A 22547-nucleotide genomic window follows, 5' to 3' on the forward strand; every position below is an offset into this window, starting at 1 on the left:
TGTGGCAGGTTGGCAAGTTGAATCTGTGTTCCGGTCTTCCTGACTCGACTGGATCAATGTGGGAGCGGCGGTGCTCAGCGCAATGCGAGCAGCCCCTGAACCAGCGGCTCCAGGTCCAGGCCATTCACCTGTTTGACCTGCTCGATCATCGCCTCAGGCCAGCACTGCATCCCCAGGCACGCGCCGAGCATCGCGCCGAGAATCGCAGCGATGGTGTCGGTGTCGCCACCCAGGCTGGCGGCCATGCACAGGGCCTCGAAGGCGTTCACTTCACCCACCGCGACTTGCTGCGCGAGGGCAAACGACACCACCACCGATTCCTGGGATGCGACGGAGGTGCCGATCAATTCGTAGAGCAGGTCGGTAAACAGGGCCTTGTCGCCGCTGTCGACGCTCAAGGTGCGGGCCCAACTGATGCGGGTGGCGATGCGCCCGCCGGCAATCCAGTGGCCATGGCTTTCAGCCTGCTGGGCGATCTGGGTGCCAATGTGCAGCGCTTCGCCCAGATCGACACCGTTGATCCCGGCAGACACCACCGCCGCCACCGCCGCGGCGCTGGAAATGCCCAGGTTGGTGTTGTGGGTGACCTGGCACGCCTGGATCACCGCCTGGATGAACTGCGCCGGGTCGTTGACGTCGGCCGCGATGCCCACCGGGGTGATGCGCATCGCGGCGCCGTTGGTGGTGCCGTAGCGCCCGGATTCTTCCGGCGTGTGGCCGGCCAGGATCATGTCGATCGCGCGTTTGGTCGACGGGCCCAGCAAATCCTGGGAGCCCTTGGCGCGCATCATCGCTTCCCAGTCGATCAGGCGCTGAGCGAGTTCGGTGGGTTCAATCTTGCCCTGCCCGTCGACCAGCAACTGGCCGACCAGGATCGCCTGTTCGGTGTCATCGGTGATCGAGCCCTTGGGCATGTTCGGCGCGATCGGCTGATCGGCGTCGGCATCTTCCAGGGCAGTGATCGCGCCGAAACGCGCCTTGACCTGCTCGCGGCTCAGGGACTGGGTGGGCATGCCCAATGCATCGCCCAGGGCCAGGCCGTAGAAGGCGCCGAGGGCACGGGTAGTGGCGGTCATGTCGGTGTTCCAAATTGAAGGTGCAGGCGGAAATGCAGAGGATCGAGCAGGCTTTCGACGGATTCCATGAACCGGTCCTGCCGATCGTAGGTGGTGCGCAGGGCCTTGAGAAACACCGTGCCCACCGGGCGGCCCAGCAATTGGGCGTCTTCCTCGGTCAACGGCTCGGCACCGATCCATTGGCTGCCGGTGGCGCCGACGAAGCCGTAAGCCGCCAGGGTGATGGTCAGGGAGTTATCGATCAGGCCGACGTGCGGCAGGCTTTCCAGGCCACCGGAGGCCGGCATCAGCGAGCGCTCCAGGGACACGAACGTGCCGTCGGCGGCGCGACGGCGGCGGTCGAGGGCGATGAATTGGTCAGTGCCGTGGCTGCTGAGCAGGTCTGGCCGGGTGACCGCTTCCAGGCGCAGGATTTCGGAGGTCACCACCGCACCAGTGTCAGCCAGGGCCTGGGCCCAGCCGCTGCGCTGGTCCAGCACCATGCCGTCGAAGGTGACGATGGAGCCGACGCCGCTTTGGGTGGCGATGTAGCTGCGGCGCTTGAGTTCGGCCAGGGCTTCACGCAGGGTGCCACGGCTGACGGAAAACTCTTCGGCCAACTGGTGCTCACCCGGCAGCAGGACACCGTCGGCCATCACTCCACCCTCAATCCGGCGGATCAGCTCGTCGACGACGCGTTTTTTCTTATCAAATCGGACATGTCTAATCATGTACAAATTGATAACCGAAAGCGCCCGGCTACAGCAAGCGAATTATTTCAGGAGAAGGGAAAATTCAGCCTCAGGGTTCCAGGCCGATGGGGAAAAATACCCCGCCGCTCCAGACGCCAAGCCAGTTCTTACCGTTGATCGGACGGGTCACCGCCAGCTCCACCAACTGATAGAACGCGTTGCGGTGAACCAGGGCTTCGAGGTTGGTGCGCACCCGCAGGTACGGCGAGGGTTCCTGGGTGTGCGGGTCTATCACCACTCGCAGCGGATGCTCGATACCGGCCTCGACCTGTTCATCCACGTTGGTGGTAAAGCGCAGGACCTGGCTTTCGCCCTGCCCTTCGACTTCCAGGGTGACGGCGACGAAGGGCGCATCATCGACCTTGATCCCGACCTTTTCCACCGGCGTGATCAGGAAATAATCATCGCCATCGCGGCGGATGATATTGGAGAACAGCTTGACCATCGGCTTGCGGCCAATCGGCGTGCCCATGTAGAACCAGGTGCCATCGCGGGCGATGCGCATGTCGATATCGCCGCAAAACGCCGGGTTCCACAGATGCACCGGCGCGGGCCCCTTGCCCTTGGGCAATTGCGCCAACAACTCATTGGCCTTGGCCGAATCGGTCATGCGGTACTCCTTGTGTCTTACTGATCGCTCATGCCCAACAGGCTGCGCGCGTAGTGCGCCAGGGGCTTGCCGATCAGATCTTCAGGCTTGTTGTCGTGGAACGTCAGTAAACCGCCACGACTGCGAATCCGCACAGTATCAATCAAATACTGGGTGCTGGTCTCGATCAACATGACCTGGATGGTCCCGGTGTCGATACCCAGGCGATCCACCGCCTCCTGGTCAGACCATTCATCGGCGTTGCCGATACGGTCATCCGCCTGGGCGAAACGGCAGTACAGCAGATAATGCGCGCCGGCCGCGCGGGCTTCCGACATCGCCTGTTCCAGGCCTTCGGGCTTGCGGGCGCGGCGGACCATCGGGAAATATTCGACAAACCCGTTGAACGCTTCCTCGGCCACCACGTTAGGCCGCGGATACGCGCTGCCCGGCGGGGTAAATGCGCCCTGGGCGATGAAGACGAAGGAGTCCGGTTGTATGCGAACCGAATTGACGCGGCGGGTATCGCTGTGGTCCAGCAGGCCGGCATCGCTCATCTGATAGCGCGTGCCTTCGGCCATATCACTGACGGTCATGCAGCCACCCAGCGCGAGTGACGCCAGCACCAAAACCAGACTACGCATCCTAATTCTCCAGAAGCCGGTGACGGAAAACCGGCGAATGGGCACGAGATGCAGATTTTGCGCCAGCTTGCGGGACTAGCCGCCGATGATCTTCATGATGGTGGCGCCGCCGGAGAATGCCACTTCCTGCTTGTCGCCCAGGGCTTTGACCAGCAAGCGCTGCAAGGCCGGCAGGGCCTGGTGGCGGGGTTTGTCCAGCAGGTCGCCGACATAGTGGCGGTTGCTCGACGACAGGCAGCCATGCAACCAGCCGGTGGACGACAGGCGCAAGCGCGAGCAGGTCCGGCAGAACGGCACGCTTTCATTGGCAATGACGCCAAAGAAACCCTTGCCAGGCACTTCGTAGCGAACCGCAGTGGCGTCCACCGGGGCATTGGCTTGCAGGTATTCATGATGCTCGCCGATCAGGCTGAGCAATTGCTGGAGGCTGACGAACTGCTGCAGGAACGCGTTGGAATCGGTGGCCAGGTGGCCCATGCGCATCAATTCGATAAAGCGCAGCTCGTAACCACGCTCCAGGCAATAGTCGAGCAGCGGCATCACCTGGTCGAGGTTCTGGCCGCGCAACGGCACCATATTGACCTTGATCTTGATGCCGGCGGCGCTGGCCTGGTCCATGCCATCAAGCACGGTGGCCAGGTCGCCACCCCGGGCGATGCTGCGGAAGGCGTCGGCGTCCAGGGTGTCGAGGGACACGTTGATGCGGCGAATCCCGGCGTCCACCAGCAGCGGCAATTTGCGCGCCAGCAACTGGCCGTTGGTGGTCAGGCTGATGTCACTCAGGCCCATCTGCCCCACCGCGCCCATGAAGGCTTCCAGCTTGGGGCTGACCAGTGGCTCGCCACCAGTAATGCGCAGGCGCTCGATGCCCGCGGCCTCGATCAGGTACTCGACGCCACGCGCCATCGCCTCAGCCGAGAGTTCATCCTGCGCAGCCACCAACCGCTTGCCGTTGGGCACGCAGTAGGTACAGGCGTAATTGCAGGCTGAGGTCAGGCTGATCCGCAAATTGCGGAATCGCCTGCCTTGACGATCAACGATCATGAACCACTCCGGCAGAGGATAATTTGGGGGCGCGCTAAAACCTGACTGAAAAATCAAGTTTTAGCAAGAGTCCTTGCCTGAGTATATTCCTGGGTTACTGCGCAAGGCAGTAAATCATTGGGCAGCTGGGGTTTCGGCGTTCGGCAGATCGGTGCTGTGCTTGCGCTTGTTGCCCATGCGCACGCCGATGTCCATCAGGAACTGGAAGAAACCTTCCTGGTCTTCCAGCACATTGCTCCAGAACGGCGAGTGATACAGCGCCACGGCGCCGTGCACCAACGCCCAGGCGGCGCAGTAGTGGAAATACGGCGGCACGTCTTCGAGCTTGCCTTCGCTGATGCGGCCCTTGATCAGCAGGGTCAGGCGTTCGAAGTTCGAGGCACGGATCTTGTGCAACTCCTCGACCATTTCCGGTACCTGATGGCCCTTGACCACTTTTTCTTCCAGGCGATCAAACAGGCGGTAGCGCTGCGGGTCACGCATGCGGAACTCGAAGTAGGCGCGGGACAGCGCCTCCTTGTCCTTGTCGACATCGGCCGAATGCAGCAGCTCGTTCAGGTCGCGCTCGTAGTCGAGCATCAGGCGCAGGTAGATCTCGGCCTTGGACTTGAAGTGCTTGTAGATGGTGCCTTTGCCGATACCCACGGCATCCGCAATCATCTCGACGGTGACGCTGTCTTCACCCTGATCGAGGAACAGCTTGAGTGCGGTGTCGAGAATTTCCTGCTCGCGGCGGCGAAACTCACGGACCTTGCGGGGTTCTTTGTGCATAAGAAAAAGGTCTGCAGAGGTGGATATTGGGAGGGTGGTGTGCCCCAAGCCGTGCTTGTGGGAACGTTTTACCCGGTGCGCGGGATTATCCCGACTGAACGGTCGCTGGGCAACGCCTATATGAACAACCTTTGCACTTAACTTACAGCATGCCAACGAACAAGCCGATTTGAGTCAGAAATAAAACAGCCCGCTGCCGCCTGTGCATCGCAATCAATGAGAACTCAACCGAAGCGGGCGTATTCCAAATCTGTTTAAAAAACGATCAGATGTGGCTGGACTGAATCGGATACTGATCAATACTTGAAATGTCGGCGTGGCATCTCCCCCAAGTGACGCGTCGACCTGGGTACCGACGGACTGCGTGCCCTTGTTTTACTCCTAATGGTCTTAGCCCGGATTCACCCCCCAGAACCCGGGTTTTTTTTGCCTGCGATTTAGTGACCGACGTGGGCCAGCGGGAACAGGCGCTTGAAGTTTTCGGTGGTCTGTTCGGCAAAACGCTCGTAAGACTCGCCCCGCAGCATCGCCAGGTAATCCGCCACATCCCGCACGTATTCCGGCAGGTTGGGCTTGCCGCGATGGGGAATCGGCGCCAGGTACGGCGAATCGGTTTCCACCAGCAGGCGGTCTGCCGGCACTTGGCGCGCCACATCGCGCAGGGCGTCGGCATTGCGGAAGGTGACGATGCCCGACAGCGAAATGTAGAACCCCAGGTCGAGCGCGGCCTTGGCCATGTCCCAGTCTTCGGTGAAGCAGTGCAGTACACCGGCTTGGGGCAACGCAGCTTCGCGCAACAGGGTCAGGGTGTCGGCACGGGCACCACGGGTGTGGACGATCACCGGCTTGCCGGTTTGCTGTGCCGCTTGCAGGTGCAGGCGGAACGACGCCTGCTGCAACTCGGCGGCTTCCGGTTCGTAGTGGTAATCCAGGCCGGTCTCGCCGATGGCCACCACGCGCGGGTGATTGAGCTCGCCAAGCAGCCAGTCGAGGGCCGGGGCTTCGCCGGGCTTCAGGTCCAGCGGATGAATGCCCACCGAGCAGTCGACGTCGGCATAACGATCGGCCAGGGCTTTGACGTCGGCGGCGTTTTCGGCGCTGACGCCGATGCACAGGAAATGCCCTACGCCGCGCTGGCGCGCTGCTTCGAGGGCGGCATCAAGGGAGCCACCGTGCTGGGCCAGGTCGAGGCGATCAAGGTGGCAATGGGAATCTACGAGCATAGAGGTCTACAACTTGAGTCACGGGAAGTGTCTGGCCAACGATACACCCGTCGGCCACTGAAATTAACGCCGGCCGAGCAAGCCGACCCACTGCACCAGCAAGGCCTCAAGCAACAGCACACGGTTGAGGTTGGCCTTGCCCAGTACTTTCTGGCGTTGGGCGAGGATCCAGTCCTGAATGTTCATGACCTTGTCCTGGGCACTCTTCTGCGCCAGGTATTGCACCACCTTGCGCATGTCCGGAAGGCCCAGGCCGCTTTCGTCCTGGGTCAGTTGGTAGCGCAGGACCAAGCTCGACCAGTCGCAGAACCAGTCGAACAGCAGCAGCAAGGGAATGTCTTTCCAGGCGGTTTCGGCCAGTTGCGTGGCCGACACTTCCTGCTTGAGCAGTTTCTTCACGCCGTCCACCACCAGCGCACGCTGTTCCCGCACGCCCTGGGCATGGAGCTTAACGGCGGCCAGGGGCGAACCGGCGGCCAGGGTCAACAGCTCGACGCGCTCGGCCTCGCCGCACTCCGGCAACGCCTGGGCCAGCCACTGCAGGCTCATGGCTTCGCTCGGCAACGGGCAAGCCTGTTGCACGCAGCGGCTGCGGATAGTCGGCAGCAGGCGGCTGGACTGGTGGCTTACCAACAGCAGCACGGTATCGCCGGACGGTTCTTCGAGGCTCTTGAGCAAGGCGTTGGCGGCGTTGATGTTCATCGACTCCACCGGCTCGATGAGTACCACCTTGCGCCCACCCATCTGCGCGGTCTGCACCACGAAGCTGACCAGATCACGCACCTGGTCGACCTTGATCGCCTTGTCGGCTTCTTCGGGTTCCAGCAGGTAGTTGTCCGGGTGGCTGCCGGCCTTCAGCAGCATGCAGGATTTACATTCGCCGCAAGCCTCCAGGCCGTTGGGCCGCTGGCACAACAAGCTGGCCATCAACCGCTCCGCCAAGGCGCGCTTGCCGATGCCCGCCGGGCCGTGAAGCAAGTAGGCATGGGCGTGCTGGGCACGGCCCGCCAGTTGCTGCCAGAGACTGTCCTGCCACGGGTAGGCTTCAGCCACGGACACGCTCCACGAGTTTCGGCAACAGGGTGTCAATCGCCTGTTGTACGTGAGTCAGGGGCTGCGCGGCGTCCAGCAGGTAATAACGGGCGGGGTCGGCTTCGGCGCGCTTGAGAAACGCACCGCGCACGGCCTCAAAAAACACTCGGGTTTCAAGCTCGAAACGATCCAGGCGACCACGGGCCGTGGCGCGGGCCATGCCGACTTCCACCGGCAGATCGAACACCAGGGTCAGGTCGGGCCGCAGATCGCCCTGGACGAAGGTTTCCAGCGTCGCAATGCGCTCAAGGGATAAGCCACGACCGCCGCCTTGATAGGCGTAGGTGGAGTCGGTAAACCGGTCACAAATCACCACGGCGCCACGGGCCAGGGCCGGGCGAATGACTTCGGCCAGGTGCTGGGCGCGGGCGGCGAATACCAGCAGCAGCTCGGTGTCGGGATTCATCTGTTCGTCGCCCGGGGTCAACAGCACTTCACGGATACGCTCGGCCAGGGGCGTGCCGCCGGGCTCACGGGTCAGCAGCACCTCGATACCTTCGGCGCGCAGGCGCTCGGCCAGGTATTCACGGTTGGTGCTTTTGCCGGCGCCTTCCGGGCCTTCCAGGGTAATAAACAAGCCAGTCACAGGCAGTCCTTAGTCAGAGTCATTGCGGGCTTTGCGGTGCTGCGTCGTCAGGGGCTGGAGTTGGCTCGGCGGGCGTATCCACCGGCGCGTCCCCAGGTTTTGCCGCCGGCGCGGGCGCCGGGCTGGAACGGTAGTCAGCGCGGCGCTTCATCTGGAACTCACGCACCGCAGCGTTATGCGCATCCAGGTTGTCCGAGAAAATATGGCTGCCGTCGCCACGGGCGACAAAATACAGGCTGCTGCCCGCCACCGGGTTCAGCGCGGCATGGATCGCCTCACGCCCGACCATGGCAATCGGCGTCGGCGGCAGGCCGGCGATCACGTAGGTGTTGTAGGGTGTGGCTTCCTTGAGATGGGCACGGGTCAGCTTGCCGGTGTAACGCTCGCCGAGGCCGTAGATCACGGTCGGGTCGGTTTGCAGCAGCATGCCGATCTGCATGCGCCGTACAAAAACCCCGGCAATCTGGCCGCGCTCTTCCGGCACGCCGGTTTCTTTCTCCACCAGCGAGGCCATGATCAGCGCTTGATAGGGCTCGGTGTACGGCGCGTCGGCCGCACGCTTGCTCCACTCCTGGGCGAGGACATCGTCCAGACGGTTGTAGGATTTTTTCAGTAACTCGACGTCGCTCATGCCGCGCACGAAGCGGTAGGTGTCCGGGAAGAAGCGGCCTTCGGGGAACACACCGGGGTGGCCAAGTTTTTCCATGACTTCGCTGTCAGTCAGGCCCGACAGGGTTTGCTCGATCTTTTCATGTTTGGCCAAGGCTGCACGCACTTGGCGGAAGTTCCAGCCCTCCACCAGCGTGATGCTGTACTGCACCACTTCGCCACGCTGCCACAGGCCGATCAAGCCTTCGGCGGTGAGGCCCGGGGTCATGCGATATTCACCGCTGTGCAGCGGCTGGCCGTCGAGATTGAAGCGCCAGTAGAGACGCAACCAGAACGCATCCTTGAGCACGCCGTCATTTTCCAGGCGATTGAAGGTGCCGGTGGGCGTCGCGCCGGCCGGTACGTCCAGCAATTGCTCCTGGGTCAGATTCAAGGGCTGCTCAAGGGCCGAGTTGAGCTTCCAGGCCGAAGCGCCCAGCAGCAAACCCGCCAGGACCAGACCGATCTCCAGCAGCAATACAAATTTACGTCTCAAATCAAATATCCAATAGTGCGCGAACAATGCCCTGCAGTTTACGGGTGAGCGGCCCAACCGGCCAGCTCATCGCAGCACATCCGCGCACCGGCCAAATGCCATATACGCTGTTGCACACAAACACTTCGTCGGCCTGTTGCAACTGTTCAACGCTGATGTCGGCCACGCTCGTGGGGATGCCCAACACCTGCGCCTGGGCCAACACCTCGGCCCGCATGACGCCGGCGACACCGCAGCGATTCAGATCAGCGGTCAGCAACACGCCGTCACGCACCAGAAACAGGTTGCTGAAGACGCCTTCGACGACTCGACCGGACATATCCAGCATCAAACCTTCGGCGTGATCGGCGTCCTGCCACTCGTTGCGGGCGAACACCTGTTCCAGGCGATTGAGGTGCTTGAGGCCGGCGAGCAAGGGCTGCTCGGACAAACGGGTGGTACACGCAAACAGGCGAATGCCTGAAGCTGCATGTTCCGGGGGATAAGTGGCAGGCGGGCTGCCTTGCAGAATGCGCCGCGCGAGAGCGCCAGCGCTGATGCCATAACCGCGCTGGCTGTCGCCACGGGTCAGGATCAACTTGAGTACACCGTCACCGAGGGCGGCGGCATAGGCCAGCAATTCGCTGCGAATCAACGGCTGATCCGCAACAATCGCCAACCGCCTGCAACCCTCTTCAAGGCGCTGCAGGTGGCGGTCGAGCAGCACGGGCTGCCCGGCCTTGACGGCAATGGTCTCGAACAGCCCGTCACCGTATGCCAGGCCACGGTCTTTCAGGGGCACTGCGCCCGCCGGCTGACCGTCGACCCAGCTTTCCATCACTCGGCGAACCGGCGGAACACCAGGGAACCGTTGGTGCCACCAAAACCGAACGAGTTGGACAACACCACGTCGATCGGCATCTTCTGCGCTTCGTGAGGCACGAAGTTCAGGTCGCAGCCTGCATCCGGCTCATCGAGGTTGATGGTCGGCGGAGCGACCTGATCCTTGATGGCCAGCACACTGAAGATCGCCTCGACCGCGCCCGCCGCACCCAACAGGTGGCCGGTCATGGACTTGGTGGAGCTGACCGCCAGCTTGTAGGCGTGCTCTCCGAACACCGACTTGATGGCCTCGGCTTCCGCCAGATCACCTGTCGGCGTAGAGGTGCCGTGGGCGTTGATGTACTGCACCTGGTCGATGTTGACCTTGGCATCACGCAACGCGTTGGTGATGCAGCGTGCAGCACCTGCACCGTCAGACGGTGGCGAAGTCATGTGGTACGCATCACCGCTCATGCCGAAGCCAATCAGCTCGGCGTAGATGGTAGCGCCACGGGCCTTCGCGTGTTCCAGCTCTTCGAGGACCAGTGCACCGGCGCCGTCAGCCAGCACAAAGCCATCACGGCCCTTGTCCCACGGACGACTGGCACGGGTCGGCTCGTCATTGCGGGTCGACAGTGCACGGGACGCGCCGAAGCCACCCATGCCCAGGCCACAGGCGGCCATCTCGGCGCCGCCGGCGATCATCACGTCGGCTTCGTCATAGGCGATATTGCGCGCCGCCATGCCGATGCAGTGAGTGCCCGTGGTGCACGCCGTGGAAATGGCGTAGTTAGGCCCCTGGGCACCCAAGTGGATGGACAGGAAACCGGAAATCATATTGATGATCGAGCCAGGCACGAAGAACGGTGAAATTCGACGGGGGCCGGAATCATGCAACGTGCGGCTGGTTTCTTCGATATTGGTCAGACCGCCAATACCCGAACCCATGGCCACGCCGATGCGCTCACGGTTGGCGTCGGTAACTTCCAGGCCGGCATTACGCACCGCCTGAAAACCGGCTGCCAGGCCGTATTGAATGAACAGGTCGAGTTTGCGGGACTCTTTGACCGAGAGATATTCCTCGACATTGAAGTCCTTTACCGAGCCGCCAAAACGGGTGGAATAGGCAGAAAGGTCCGTGTGTTCGATCAGACCAATACCACTGCGGCCAGCCAGAATGCCCTGCCAACTGCTCGGCACATCCGTACCCAGTGGCGACAACATACCCATACCGGTGACTACGACGCGTCTACGCGACACAGCACTCTCCTTTTTCTAATGACGACACTTTGCATCAGGCTTAAAGGAAAAAACCGCACGCCATAGGGCAGTGCGGTTTTTCCATCACAGCAAGCGACGATTACAAACTATTACGCCTGGTGGCTAGTAACGTAGTCGATAGCAGCTTGAACGGTAGTGATTTTTTCAGCTTCTTCGTCCGGGATTTCGGTCTCGAATTCCTCTTCCAGAGCCATCACCAGCTCAACGGTGTCAAGGGAGTCGGCACCCAGGTCTTCAACGAAGGAAGCAGTGTTGGTCACTTCTTCTTCTTTAACGCCCAGTTGCTCAGCAACGATTTTCTTGACGCGCTCTTCGATGGTGCTCATACCTTGTTTTCACTCCTAATGGACAAATTCAGGCAGCTGGCCAGTGGGTAAGTGTATAGAAAGGCTTTTCAGCTTTTCAACTGAAAGCTTCACCCTCGTACCCTATCGGCCATCTGCCTATAAATAGATTGCAGCTTTATAACGGATTTTAGACAGCTCGTATGACATTTTTTTGAAGCGATCCGTCACAATTTAACTCATGTACATCCCGCCGTTCACCGGGATTGTAGCCCCAGTCACGTATGCCGCACCGTCCGATGCCAGGAAAGCGACCACATTCGCGATCTCTTGAGCCTGGCCCAGACGGCCCAGCGGAATCTGCGTCAGCAACGCTTCACGCTGCGCTTCAGGCAGTTCGCGGGTCATATCGGTGTCGATGAACCCTGGGGCCACCGAGTTGACCGTAATCGACCGCGAGCCCACTTCACGCGCCAGTGCACGGCTGAAACCTTCCAGACCGGCCTTGGCGGCTGCGTAGTTTACTTGGCCTGCGTTGCCCATGGCACCCACTACGGAGCCAATATTGATAATTCGTCCCCAACGGGCCTTGGTCATGCCGCGCAAAACACCCTTGGACAGGCGAAACAGACTGTTCAGGTTGGTATCAACGACGTCATGCCACTCGTCGTCTTTCATGCGCATCATCAGGTTATCGCGGGTAATACCGGCGTTGTTCACCAGAATAGCCGGTGCACCGAATTGCGCCGTGATTTCAGCCAATACAGCCGCCACGGACTCATCGCTGGTCACGTTAAGCTCAAGACCGGTGCCCTGAACGCCGTTTTCCTTCAAGGTCGCGGCAATACGCTCAGCGCCAGCGGCGGAGGTGGCGGTACCGATGACAACAGCGCCCAGACGGCCCAGCTCCAGGGCGATCGCCTGGCCAATGCCACGGCTTGCGCCGGTAACCAGTGCAACTTTACCTTGCAGACTCATGCAGGCTTCTCCTAGGTTCGGAAATTATCAGGCCAGGGCTGCGCGAGCGGCAGCGAAGGCATCCGGGGTATTGAGGTTGGAAGTCGACACGCCTTCGGCGCAACGCTTGTTCAGGCCGGCCAGGACTTTGCCGGGGCCGCACTCTACCAATTGGGTGGCGCCGTTGGCAGCCAGGGTCTGCACCGACTCAACCCAGCGGACCGGCTTGTACAGTTGCTCCAGCAGGTCGCGCTTGAGGGTTTCCAGGTCGGGAGCCACGGCGGCACTCACGTTCTGCACCAACGGAATCTGTGGCGCCTGCCAGTTAATGGCGGCGACGGACTCGGCGAAACGCTCGGCAGCCGGGCGCATCAGCTCGCAGTGGGACGGCACGCTGACCGGCAGCGGCAATGCACGCTTGGCACCACGGGCCTTGCAGCCTTCGATGGCGCGCTCTACGGCGGCCTTGGCACCGGCGATCACCACCTGGCCAGGGGAGTTGAAGTTGACGGCGCTGACCACTTCGCCCTGGGCCGCTTCGGCACAGGCGGCGATCACGTCAGCATCTTCCAGGCCGAGGATGGCAGCCATGCCGCCCTGCCCGGCTGGAACCGCTTCCTGCATCAACTGGCCACGACGCTCCACCAGCTTGACCGCTTCACCGAGGGTCAGGCTGCCAGCGGCCACCAGGGCGCTGTATTCGCCCAGGCTATGACCGGCGACGTAGGCCGGACGCGCACCGCCTTCAGCCAGCCAGAGGCGCCACAGGGCGATGGAGGCGGTCAGGATGGCCGGTTGGGTCTTGTCGGTTTGGTTGAGCAGCTCTTCCGGCCCTTGCTGGGTCAGTGCCCACAGGTCGTAACCCAAGGCATCGGAAGCTTCCTTGAAAGTTTCCAGGACCAGCGGATGTTCCGCGCCCAGCTCGGCCAACATGCCGAGGGACTGCGAACCCTGCCCTGGAAAGACGAATGCGAGGGATGTAGACATGTAACAAGCCCCTAATGATCTGGTCGTCGGAAATTGGCGCCCCACATGTGGGAGCGCGAGAAACTGACAGATTGGATGGTCAATTGAACTGGCCGGTCACATTTAAGCATTTCCGGCCCGATTCGCCTAAGGCAACAGATCCTCAAGGCGGCCATGCAAGCGTTGCGGCAGGTTTTCCTGGATCTCGATCAAGGCCCGCTGGATGGCACTTTGAAAACCCTGCACCCCCGCCGAACCGTGGCTTTTGACCACGATGCCCTGCAAACCCAGGAAACTCGCGCCATTATGCCGCGCCGGTGCCAGGTCAGCCTGCAAGCGCCGCATCAAGGGCAGCGCCAGGGCGCCCACCAGGCGTGAAGCAAGGTTGCGTTTGAACAAGGCCTCGATGCGCCCGGCGATCATCGTCGCCAGGCCCTCGCTGGACTTGAGCAGGATATTGCCGACAAAACCGTCGCACACCACCACATCCGCTTCGCCGCGATACAAACCGTCACCCTCGACAAAACCGATGTAGTTCAAGCCTCGCGCGCCTTGCAGCAGCGTCGCCGCCAGCTTGACCTGCTGATTGCCCTTGATGTCTTCAGTGCCGATATTCAGCAACGCCACCCGAGGCCGGGCCACGCCCAGCGCTTCGGCCGCCACCGAGCCCATCAATGCAAAGTGCAACAGATGCTCGGCACTGCAATCGACGTTCGCCCCCAGGTCCAGCAACTGGCAATAACCTTGCTGGGTCGGGATCGCCGCAACCATCGCCGGCCGGTCAATGCCCGGCAGGGTCTTCAGCACGTGCCGCGACAACGCCATCAACGCCCCGGTATTGCCGGCGCTGACACAGGCCTGGGCCTTGCCGTCGCGCACCAGCTCCAGGGCCACCCGCATCGAAGAATCAGGCTTGCCGCGCAAGGCCTGCGCAGGCTTTTCATCCATGGTGATGGTTTCGCTGGCCGGTGTAATAGTCAGGCGCGCGCGATCCACCGCCGGATGGCTGGCAATCAGTTCTTCAAGTAAGGAGGGTTGACCGACGAGGGTCAGGTGCAGCGAGGGCGTGGCAGACAGGCAAGCAATGCAGGCCTGAACAATGCTGCGGGGACCGAAGTCCCCGCCCATTGCGTCAATCGCGATGACTTGAGCAGACAAGTGATTACTCGTCAGCGCCCTTGTCGATCACTTTACGGCCACGGTATACGCCTTCTGGCGATACGTGGTGACGCAGGTGAACTTCACCGGTGGTTTTTTCTACAGACAGAGTGCTTGCCGTCAGGGCGTCGTGCGAACGACGCATGTCACGGGCAGAGCGGGATTTTTTGTTCTGCTGAACAGCCATAATTGATTAACTCCTAAACGTTTGGGTCACGCTTTAACTGCGCCAATACACTGAACGGGTTGGACCGCGTTACCTCGTCCTCGCTCGGTTCGGGCTCATCGAGACCCGCCGGCTGCTGGCATTCTTCCGGATGATGAGCAGGCACAATGGGCAAGGCGAGCAAAAGCTCCTCCTCGATCAGTGACTGCAGATCCAAAGGATCTTCGCCCAGTTCCAGCACGTCATAACCTTTCGGCAACGACTGGGTATTCGCACCCTCTTTCACCACAGCATAACTGCATTCGCTGTGGATCGGCAGGGTGACCAGCTCAAGACAACGCTGGCAAACCATTTTGACTTCGGTGTCGATAAAGCTGTGGATTACCACAGACTTACGTTCATCTCGTTCAAAAATAAATTTAGCCTGCACCGTACCGACAGTGTCGGAAAGCGGGTCGCAGAGTCTCTCCAAATCGGCCAGGAGCAGCTCACCTTGAAGGGTGGTGCCACGATCAGCCAATTTGCGCGGGTCAACGTGAGGTGGAATCGGGTCATTCAACATAGGCGCAGCATTATAGGGATGCACCCGGCCATGTCAAAGGAAATTCAGCCCTGTCCGTCGCTGGACCTCCCCGCTAGAATCCGCGACTGCCTTGAGGAGACGCCCATGCTGCCTTTATTACTCGCTTCCAGCTCGGTTTATCGCCGGGAATTGTTGAACCGCCTGCACCTGCCGTTCATCTGCAGCTCGCCGGATATCGACGAAAGCCGCCGCCCGGACGAGTCCGCCGTGGAACTGGTCAAGCGCCTCGCCGAAGAAAAGGCCCGCGCCCTGGCCGGCAGCCATCCGGGGCACCTGATTATCGGCTCGGACCAGGTCGCCGCGCTCGACGACCAGATCATCGGCAAGCCCCACACCTTCGAGAAGGCCCGCGAGCAACTGCTGGCGGCAAGCGGCAAGCGCGTCAGCTTCCTCACAGGCCTGGCACTGCTGAACAGCGCCACCGGGCACTGCCAGGTCGACTGCATCCCCTTCACCGTGCACATGCGCACGCTGGACGCGGCACGCATCGAGCGCTACCTGCGGATCGAACAGCCCTACGACTGCGCTGGCAGCTTCAAGGCCGAGGGTTTGGGGGTGAGCCTGTTTCAAAGCACTGAAGGGCCGGACGCGACCAGCCTGGTGGGCCTGCCACTGATTAGGCTGGTGGACATGCTGCTGGCCGAAGGCGTGCAGATTCCCTGAGAACACCCCAAAACAAATGTGGGAGCTGGCTTGCCTGCGATAGCATCACCTCGGTACATCAGTCGCACCGAGGTGATGCTATCGCAGGCAAGCCAGCTCCCACATTTTGAGTCAAGCCGCTTTCAAGGCTTCAGCGCAGGGTCGGACCCTGGAAGCCCATGTACAGCGCCAGCTTCTCGGCCACGCTGGCACCCAGCTTCTTGGAAAAACGGTCAAACGGCGACTCCTGAACGGTGAAGTCCACCAGCTCTTTCTCGCCAATCACGTCCCGCGCCACCGAACTGGCACTGCCCAGGCCGTCGATCAGACCCAACGGCAGCGCCTGCTCACCAGACCAGACCAGGCCGGAGAACAGCTCCGGATGCTCTTTATCCTTGAGCCGGTCACCGCGACCCTGCTTCACGCTGGCGATGAACTGCCGATGAGTGGTGTCCAGCACACCCTGCCAGAACTGGGTTTCATCCGCCTTTTGCGGCTGGAACGGATCCAGGAACGACTTGTGCTCGCCGGACGTGTACGTACGCCGCTCAACCCCCAGTTTCTCCATGGTGCCGACAAACCCATAACCCGCCGCCGTCACACCAATGGAACCCACCAGGCTGGCCTTGTCGGCGTAGATCTGGTCGGCGGCGCTGGCGATGTAATAGGCGCCCGAGGCGCCCAGGTCGGAGATCACCGCATAGAGCTTGATGTCCGGGTGCAGCGCGCGCAGGCGACGAATCTCGTCATACACATAACCCGACTGCACCGGACTGCCGCCCGGGCTGTTGATGCGCAGGATCACGGCCTTGACCTTGGAGTCCTCGAAGGCGGCCCGCAGGCTGCTGACAATATTGTCGGCACTCGCAGACTCCTTGTCGGCAATCACTCCGCGCACTTCGATCAACGCCGTGTAGTTACCACTACGGGTGGCACTCTTTTCCATGTCCATCAACGGACTGAACAGCGCCAGCATGCCCAGCAGGTAAATAAAGGTCAGCAGCTTGAAAAAGATCCCCCAACGCCGGGAGCGACGCTGCTCCTGGACACTGGCCAGCAGGGTTTTTTCCAGCAACTTCCAGCTTTTGTCATCGCCATTGTTGTCGGAACCGGCCTTCTCAGGCGCTTTCCACTCATCGGTCATGCCATCTACCCCAGCAGAGACTTAATGGGCCCGGCTGAGCCAGGCCTGCAATTCAGAAAAACGGTCAATCGTCAGTCTCGGCTCGTACGCCTGCAACGCTTCGGCAGACTGGGCGCCGTAGCTGACCGCCACGGAGTCCATGCCAGCATTGCGCGCCATCATCAGGTCGAACGACGCATCCCCCACCATCAACGCCTGCCGAGGCGACACACCGCATTGAGCGAGGATCTGTTCGAGCATCAGAGGATGGGGTTTGCTGGCGGTTTCATCCGCTGCACGGGTTGCGTCGAAATAATCTTCCCAGCCATGGGCCTTGAGCACCCGATCCAGGCCGCGACGGGCCTTGCCGGTCGCCACTGCGAGGTGATAGCCGTCGGCGCGAAACGCCTCCATGGCCTGTGCCACACCCTCAAACAGCGGCGAAGGCTGGGCATCGAGCGCCATGTAGTGATCGGCGTAGTGCTGACGAAAAGCAATCAGCTCATCATCGCCAATCTCCGGATACAGGGTGCGGATCGCTTCCGGCAAGCCCAGGCCGATAATGCCCTTGACCGCCAGGTCGTCGCACAGCGCGTAACCGGAACGGGTCGACGCAGCGTGCATCGACTCGACAATCCGACCAATGGAATTACACAACGTGCCATCCCAATCAAAGATCAGCAGCTTGTAGTCAGGGTGCGACACTCAGGCGCTCCACGGTCTTGGCCCACATCTCATCGACAGGCGCTTGAAGCTTCAATTCGCCGCCATCGGGCAGCGGCACGGTAAGCATGTAGGCGTGCAGAAACAGGCGCTTGCCACCCAGGTCGCGAATTTCCTTGGAGAAATCCTCGTCACCGTATTTGGTATCGCCGGCGATGCAGTGGCCTGCGTGCAGGGTGTGCACACGAATCTGGTGGGTACGGCCGGTGACCGGCTTGGCCTCGACCATGGTCGCGAAGTCACCGAAACGGCGCAGCACCTTGAACAGGGTCAGCGCCTCCTTGCCCTCCTCGTCTACCTCGACCATGCGTTCGCCGGAACGCAGGTTGCTCTTCTGCAGCGGCGCACGGACGCTCTTGATCGAGGTTGCCCAGTTGCCGCGCACCAGCGCCATGTAGCGCTTGTCCACGCCATCACCGCGCAGGGCGGCATGCAGGTGGCGCAACATGCTGCGCTTCTTGGCGATCATCAGCAGGCCAGAGGTGTCGCGGTCCAGACGGTGGACCAGCTCCAGCTCCTTGGCGTCCGGGCGCAACTGACGAAAGGCTTCGATCACCCCGTAGTTCAGGCCGCTGCCGCCGTGAACGGCGATGCCACAAGGCTTGTTGATCACGATCAACGCCTTGTCTTCGAAGACAATCGACGCCTCAAGGCGCTGCAACAGGCCCTGGGCCAGAGGGACGGGCTCATCCCGCTCAGGCACCCGCACTGGCGGCACACGGACGATGTCGCCCGCCTGCAGTTTGTACTCGGGCTTGATCCGGCCTTTGTTCACGCGCACTTCGCCTTTACGCAAAATGCGGTAAATCAAGGTCTTGGGCACGCCTTTGAGCCTGGCCAGAAGAAAGTTGTCGATGCGTTGGCCGGCATATTCCGGCGAGACCTCAAGCAGCTGGACGCTGGGGGTCTGGGGGGCGGTAGTCGTCATGGCGGCGATGATAACAATTTTTTATGGAATTGAAGCACTTAATCATTGCTGCTATAGTCGCGAACGCCGCCAAAAGCGGCCTGGACAGAGGACTAGCGGCAAACTGCCGGCCCTGACCATCGCAATTCATCAGGACGCGAGGCCGTCCTACGGGGCTTTCGCCACCCTGGAAGGCTCGAGATTGTAACAAGCGCAGGTGACATGAGGCCTGAAGCGAGTGCAAAAAGCAGAGTGATTACTCGCCTTTTGCGCCGATATTTACGGCCAGTTCACAAAGTGCAGTCAGTCTTGAGCCAGACCACGGCGAATGCTTCGGAAACAACGCCTGTTACGAGCTGAGTGAGAGCACAGTCGCCCACACCCGGTCTTGTTTAGCCATGAGCGTGTTCTCCCCATTGGAGAACGCGGTAAATGCCAACCCGCTGCGGATTCTGCGCGCGGCAGCACCCGAATTATCAGGGATACGTGTAGGGTGGAGATGCACAACCGTCGGACCGTGTAGCACTAGGCTTATATTTAGACGCTTCATCTCGTCCACAGTCGCCGGTTGATTCCTCCTCCTGACTGAGTGCTTAAGTCACCACAGCAAGCAGGAAGCGTACGTCGCGATATCGCCCATTTTGGCGGGTATTGCTGGACACTGGAGTGGCCAACCACTCTTGACGCACCTGACACCGACCGTGAGAAGTCGTGTGTGCCGAACGCCGTTTCCGGCAGCCCGGAAACCGACGGTACAACATGAAAAGAATGCTGATTAACGCAACTCAACCCGAAGAGTTGCGTGTTGCACTGGTAGACGGCCAACGCCTCTACGACCTGGACATCGAGTCCGGTGCACGCGAGCAAAAGAAGGCCAACATCTATAAAGGCCGGATTACTCGTATCGAACCAAGCCTTGAGGCTGCCTTTGTCGATTTCGGCTCCGAGCGCCATGGCTTCCTGCCCCTCAAAGAAATCTCCCGCGAATACTTCAAGAAAGCCCCTGAAGGCCGCGTGAACATCAAGGACGTCCTGAGCGAAGGCCAGGAAGTCATCGTTCAGGTGGAAAAAGAAGAACGTGGCAACAAGGGCGCCGCCCTGACCACCTTCATCAGCCTGGCTGGCCGCTACCTGGTCCTGATGCCGAACAACCCGCGTGCCGGCGGTATCTCCCGTCGCATCGAAGGCGAAGAGCGCAACGAACTGCGTGAAGCGCTGAACGGCTTGATCGCTCCGGCCGACATGGGCCTGATCGTACGCACTGCCGGCCTGGGCCGCAGCAGCGAAGAAATGCAGTGGGACCTCGACTACCTGCTGCAACTGTGGACCGCTATCAAAGAAGCGTCCCTGGATCGTTCCGCGCCGTTCCTGATCTACCAGGAAAGCAACGTGATCATCCGCGCCATCCGCGATTACCTGCGCCAGGACATCGGCGAAGTGCTGATCGACAGCGTTGAAGCCCAGGACGAAGCCCTGACCTTCATCCGCCAGGTGATGCCGCAGTACGCCAGCAAGATCAAGCTGTACGAAGACAGCGTTCCGCTGTTCAACCGTTTCCAGATCGAAAGCCAGATCGAGACCGCTTTCCAGCGCGTGGTCGAACTGCCTTCCGGCGGCTCCATCGTGATCGACCCGACCGAAGCCCTGGTGTCCATCGACATCAACTCGGCGCGCGCCACGAAGGGTAGCGACATCGAAGAAACCGCCCTGCAGACCAACCTGGAAGCGGCTGAAGAAATCGCCCGCCAACTGCGCCTGCGTGACATCGGCGGCCTGATCGTGATCGACTTCATCGACATGACCCCGGCCAAGAACCAGCGCGCCGTGGAAGAGAAAGTCCGCGAATGCCTGGAAGCTGACCGTGCCCGCGTACAGGTCGGCCGTATCTCGCGCTTCGGCCTGCTGGAAATGTCCCGTCAGCGCCTGCGTCCATCCCTGGGCGAAAGCAGCGGCATCGTCTGCCCGCGTTGCAACGGCACCGGTATCATCCGTGACGTTGAATCGCTGTCGCTGGCGATCCTGCGCCTGATCGAAGAAGAAGCCCTGAAAGACCGCACTGCCGAAGTGCGCGCCCAGGTGCCGATCCCGGTCGCTGCGTTCCTGCTCAACGAAAAACGCAACTCGATCACCAAGATCGAACTGCGCACCCGTGCCCGCATCGTCATCCTGCCGAACGATCATCTCGAAACGCCGCACTTCGAAGTGCAGCGCCTGCGTGATGACAGCCCGGAAGCCCACGTCAATCAGTCCAGCTACGAAATCGCTGCGGCCGCTGCCGAAGTGGAAGAAGTCCAGCCAGCCGCTGCGACCCGCACCCTGGTTCGCCAGGAAGCCGCCGTCAAGACCGCGCCAGCCCGTGCCAACGCACCGGTTCCGGTTGAAGCGGCTGCTCCGGTTGCAGCGCCTGCTGCCCTGCCTGAGCCAAGCCTGTTCAAGGGCCTGGTGAAGTCGCTGGTCAGCCTGTTCGCCACCAAGGAAGAGCCGGTTGCTCCGGTTGTGGTCGAGAAGCCTGTGACTGAACGCCCTGCACGCAACGAAGAGCGTCGCAACGGTCGCCAGCAGAGCCGCAATCGCAACGGTCGCCGTGACGAAGAGCGCAAGCCTCGTGAAGAACGTGCACCGCGCGAAGAACGCGCCCCACGTGAAGAGCGCCAGCCGCGCGAAGCCCGTGAAGAAACGCCAGTCGTAGCCCGTGAAGAGCGTGCTCCGCGCGAAGAACGTGCACCGCGCACTCCACGCGCCCCGCGTGAAGACCGCAAGCCACGTGGCGAGCGTGAAGAACGCGTGCGTGAATTGCGTGAGCCGCTGGACGCAGCTCCTGCTGTAGCCGCTGCTGCTGCCACCGTTGCCACTGCTGAAGAACGTCCAGCTCGTCAGCCTCGTGAAGAACGTGCGCCACGCCCTCCTCGTGAAGAGCGTCAACCACGTGCCGAGCAGGCTGCTGTTGCCGGTGAAGAAGAAGAGCTGCTGTCCAACGAAGATCAGCAACAGGAAGACGGCCAGGAGAACGCCGAAGGCGATCGTCCACGCCGCCGCTCCCGTGGTCAGCGTCGTCGCAGCAACCGTCGTGAGCGTCAACGTGACGCCAACGGCAATGAAATCGAAGGCTCGGAAGAGACCGGCGAAGCTACCCCAGCCGCTACCGGCGAACCGACTGGCGCCGAACTGGCTGCCGGCCTGGCCGTCACCGCTGCGGTTGCCAGCTCGGTCATCAGCGCGCCTGCTGAAGCCCAAGCCAACGAGCAAGCTGAAGCCGCTACCGCTGCCATCCAGGAAAACACAGTGGTAGAGACGCCAGTCGTCGAAGCCCCGGTGGTTGAAGCTACGACTCCGGTCGAAGCGCCAGTTGTTCCGGAAGTGGAAGTCGCGCCGGTTCGTCACGTTCGTGAAGTTCGCGAGCCTCAGCCTGTCGCTGAAGTGGTTGCCGAGCCTGAGGTTGTGGTTGAACCACAGCCAGTGGTTGAAGCGGTTGTTGAAGCACCGGTTGCCGAGCCAACCCCTGAAGTGCGTGAAGTTCGCGAAGAACAGACCGCCTTCCAGTGGACCGCCGAGCCAGCTCCAGTGGCTGAAGTAGTCGAAGCTCCAGCACCGGCTCCGGTCGTCGAAGAAGCTCCAGCGCCAGTCGCTGAAGTGGTTGTCGCCGCGGAACCGGTTGCCGTTGTTGCCGAGCCTGCACCCGTGGTTGAAGCACCCGTGGTTGCCGAAGTCGCCGCTCCGGTGGTTGAAGCCGCTCCGGTCAGCGCCCTGACCGAAAACGGTCGTGCGCCGAACGACCCGCGTGAAGTGCGTCGTCGTCGCAAGGAAGCTGAAGCAGCTGCCGCTGCTGCCAAGGCTGCTGCCGAAGCAGCTCCAGCCGTCGCTGAAGTGGTCGAAGCAGCTCCTGCTCCGGTTACCGAAGCCGTGGTTGAGCACACTGCCCCTGTCGTCGACGAGAACGTGCGTTCCGTTGAAGAAGTGGTAGAGCACCAACCTAAAGCCCTGGAAGAAGAGCACGAGCCTAAACCCCTCGTCTGATTCCATCGGCCACTAAAAAGCCCCGCCTGAGTGATCAGGCGG

23 protein-coding genes are annotated in these 22547 nt (G+C 61.3%); 2 read left to right on the forward strand and 21 right to left on the reverse strand.

Features of this window, described 5'->3' with window-relative positions:
• Positions 1–74 precede the first annotated feature (74 nt).
• The 18 genes from P3C29_RS13605 to P3C29_RS13690 form a co-directional block, all read right to left on the reverse strand.
• Complete coding sequence (locus tag P3C29_RS13605) at positions 75–1076, reverse strand: ADP-ribosylglycohydrolase family protein (RefSeq protein ID WP_275964712.1); 1002 nt, start codon at positions 1074–1076, stop codon at positions 75–77.
• Positions 1073–1786 (reverse strand): GntR family transcriptional regulator, encoded by a 714-nt coding sequence (locus P3C29_RS13610; RefSeq protein ID WP_201125070.1) that lies wholly within the window; start codon positions 1784–1786, stop codon positions 1073–1075. The genes P3C29_RS13605 and P3C29_RS13610 overlap by 4 nt, the downstream gene beginning before the upstream one ends.
• A 70-nt stretch (positions 1787–1856) precedes the next feature.
• Complete coding sequence (locus P3C29_RS13615) at positions 1857–2417, reverse strand: DUF1285 domain-containing protein (RefSeq protein WP_201125071.1); 561 nt, start codon at positions 2415–2417, stop codon at positions 1857–1859.
• Between the two features lie 17 nt (positions 2418–2434).
• On the reverse strand, positions 2435–3040 hold the full coding sequence (locus P3C29_RS13620) for a DUF4823 domain-containing protein (protein WP_010165905.1): 606 nt from the start codon (positions 3038–3040) through the stop codon (positions 2435–2437).
• A gap of 75 nt (positions 3041–3115) precedes the next feature.
• The gene (locus P3C29_RS13625; RefSeq protein ID WP_010165903.1) at positions 3116–4084 is read right to left on the reverse strand and encodes a radical SAM protein; all 969 of its coding nucleotides are present in this window, start codon (positions 4082–4084) and stop codon (positions 3116–3118) included.
• Between the two features lie 114 nt (positions 4085–4198).
• Entirely contained in the window at positions 4199–4855 is a 657-nt protein-coding gene (locus tag P3C29_RS13630) for a TetR/AcrR family transcriptional regulator (RefSeq protein WP_010165901.1), read from the reverse strand.
• Between the two features lie 437 nt (positions 4856–5292).
• Positions 5293–6078, reverse strand: a complete 786-nt coding sequence (locus P3C29_RS13635; protein WP_017475806.1) for a TatD family hydrolase — start codon at positions 6076–6078, stop codon at positions 5293–5295.
• Between the two features lie 63 nt (positions 6079–6141).
• Entirely contained in the window at positions 6142–7131 is a 990-nt protein-coding gene (locus P3C29_RS13640; protein WP_275964714.1) for a DNA polymerase III subunit delta', read from the reverse strand.
• Positions 7124–7756 (reverse strand): dTMP kinase, encoded by a 633-nt coding sequence (gene tmk, locus P3C29_RS13645; protein ID WP_275964715.1) that lies wholly within the window; start codon positions 7754–7756, stop codon positions 7124–7126. The genes P3C29_RS13640 and tmk overlap by 8 nt, the downstream gene beginning before the upstream one ends.
• A 19-nt stretch (positions 7757–7775) precedes the next feature.
• Positions 7776–8900, reverse strand: a complete 1125-nt coding sequence (gene mltG / locus P3C29_RS13650) for an endolytic transglycosylase MltG (RefSeq protein ID WP_275964716.1) — start codon at positions 8898–8900, stop codon at positions 7776–7778.
• Position 8901: 1 nt separating this feature from the next.
• The gene (gene pabC, locus P3C29_RS13655) at positions 8902–9717 is read right to left on the reverse strand and encodes an aminodeoxychorismate lyase (RefSeq protein ID WP_275964717.1); all 816 of its coding nucleotides are present in this window, start codon (positions 9715–9717) and stop codon (positions 8902–8904) included.
• Positions 9717–10961: a beta-ketoacyl-ACP synthase II gene (fabF, locus tag P3C29_RS13660; protein ID WP_010165889.1), complete on the reverse strand. Its 1245-nt coding sequence runs from the start codon at positions 10959–10961 to the stop codon at positions 9717–9719. The genes pabC and fabF overlap by 1 nt, the downstream gene beginning before the upstream one ends.
• 110 nt (positions 10962–11071) lie before the next feature.
• Positions 11072–11308: an acyl carrier protein gene (gene acpP / locus P3C29_RS13665; protein ID WP_010165887.1), complete on the reverse strand. Its 237-nt coding sequence runs from the start codon at positions 11306–11308 to the stop codon at positions 11072–11074.
• A 192-nt stretch (positions 11309–11500) separates the two neighbouring features.
• On the reverse strand, positions 11501–12244 hold the full coding sequence (fabG, locus tag P3C29_RS13670; protein ID WP_004371297.1) for a 3-oxoacyl-ACP reductase FabG: 744 nt from the start codon (positions 12242–12244) through the stop codon (positions 11501–11503).
• Positions 12245–12271: 27 nt separating this feature from the next.
• Positions 12272–13210, reverse strand: coding sequence for an ACP S-malonyltransferase (gene fabD / locus P3C29_RS13675; RefSeq protein WP_177131013.1), 939 nt, complete (start codon positions 13208–13210; stop codon positions 12272–12274).
• A gap of 126 nt (positions 13211–13336) precedes the next feature.
• On the reverse strand, positions 13337–14347 hold the full coding sequence (plsX, locus tag P3C29_RS13680; protein ID WP_081480041.1) for a phosphate acyltransferase PlsX: 1011 nt from the start codon (positions 14345–14347) through the stop codon (positions 13337–13339).
• 4 nt (positions 14348–14351) lie between these two features.
• Positions 14352–14534: a 50S ribosomal protein L32 gene (gene rpmF, locus P3C29_RS13685; protein ID WP_004371305.1), complete on the reverse strand. Its 183-nt coding sequence runs from the start codon at positions 14532–14534 to the stop codon at positions 14352–14354.
• A 13-nt stretch (positions 14535–14547) separates the two neighbouring features.
• Positions 14548–15075: a YceD family protein gene (locus P3C29_RS13690; protein ID WP_010165880.1), complete on the reverse strand. Its 528-nt coding sequence runs from the start codon at positions 15073–15075 to the stop codon at positions 14548–14550.
• Positions 15076–15180: 105 nt separating this feature from the next.
• Between P3C29_RS13690 and P3C29_RS13695 the strand changes: the two genes are divergently transcribed.
• Positions 15181–15759, forward strand: a complete 579-nt coding sequence (locus tag P3C29_RS13695) for a nucleoside triphosphate pyrophosphatase (RefSeq protein ID WP_275964718.1) — start codon at positions 15181–15183, stop codon at positions 15757–15759.
• A 130-nt stretch (positions 15760–15889) separates the two neighbouring features.
• On the opposite strand, the gene P3C29_RS13700 is transcribed toward P3C29_RS13695, so the two are convergent.
• Genes P3C29_RS13700 through rluC form a run of 3 tightly spaced genes read right to left on the reverse strand, consistent with a single transcriptional unit; the run spans position 15890 to position 18512 of the window.
• The gene (locus P3C29_RS13700) at positions 15890–16882 is read right to left on the reverse strand and encodes a S49 family peptidase (protein ID WP_010165876.1); all 993 of its coding nucleotides are present in this window, start codon (positions 16880–16882) and stop codon (positions 15890–15892) included.
• Positions 16883–16903: 21 nt separating this feature from the next.
• Complete coding sequence (locus tag P3C29_RS13705) at positions 16904–17566, reverse strand: HAD-IA family hydrolase (protein ID WP_275964719.1); 663 nt, start codon at positions 17564–17566, stop codon at positions 16904–16906.
• Complete coding sequence (gene rluC, locus P3C29_RS13710; RefSeq protein ID WP_004371325.1) at positions 17553–18512, reverse strand: 23S rRNA pseudouridine(955/2504/2580) synthase RluC; 960 nt, start codon at positions 18510–18512, stop codon at positions 17553–17555. The genes P3C29_RS13705 and rluC overlap by 14 nt, the downstream gene beginning before the upstream one ends.
• Positions 18513–19259: 747 nt before the next feature.
• On the opposite strand from rluC, the gene rne reads away from it, so the two are divergent.
• On the forward strand, positions 19260–22505 hold the full coding sequence (rne, locus tag P3C29_RS13715; protein ID WP_010165870.1) for a ribonuclease E: 3246 nt from the start codon (positions 19260–19262) through the stop codon (positions 22503–22505).
• The last annotated feature ends 42 nt before the right edge of the window (positions 22506–22547 follow it).

Origin of the sequence: Pseudomonas sp. 1912-s (genome assembly GCF_029269205.1) — a bacterium.
Lineage (GTDB): Bacteria > Pseudomonadota > Gammaproteobacteria > Pseudomonadales > Pseudomonadaceae > Aquipseudomonas.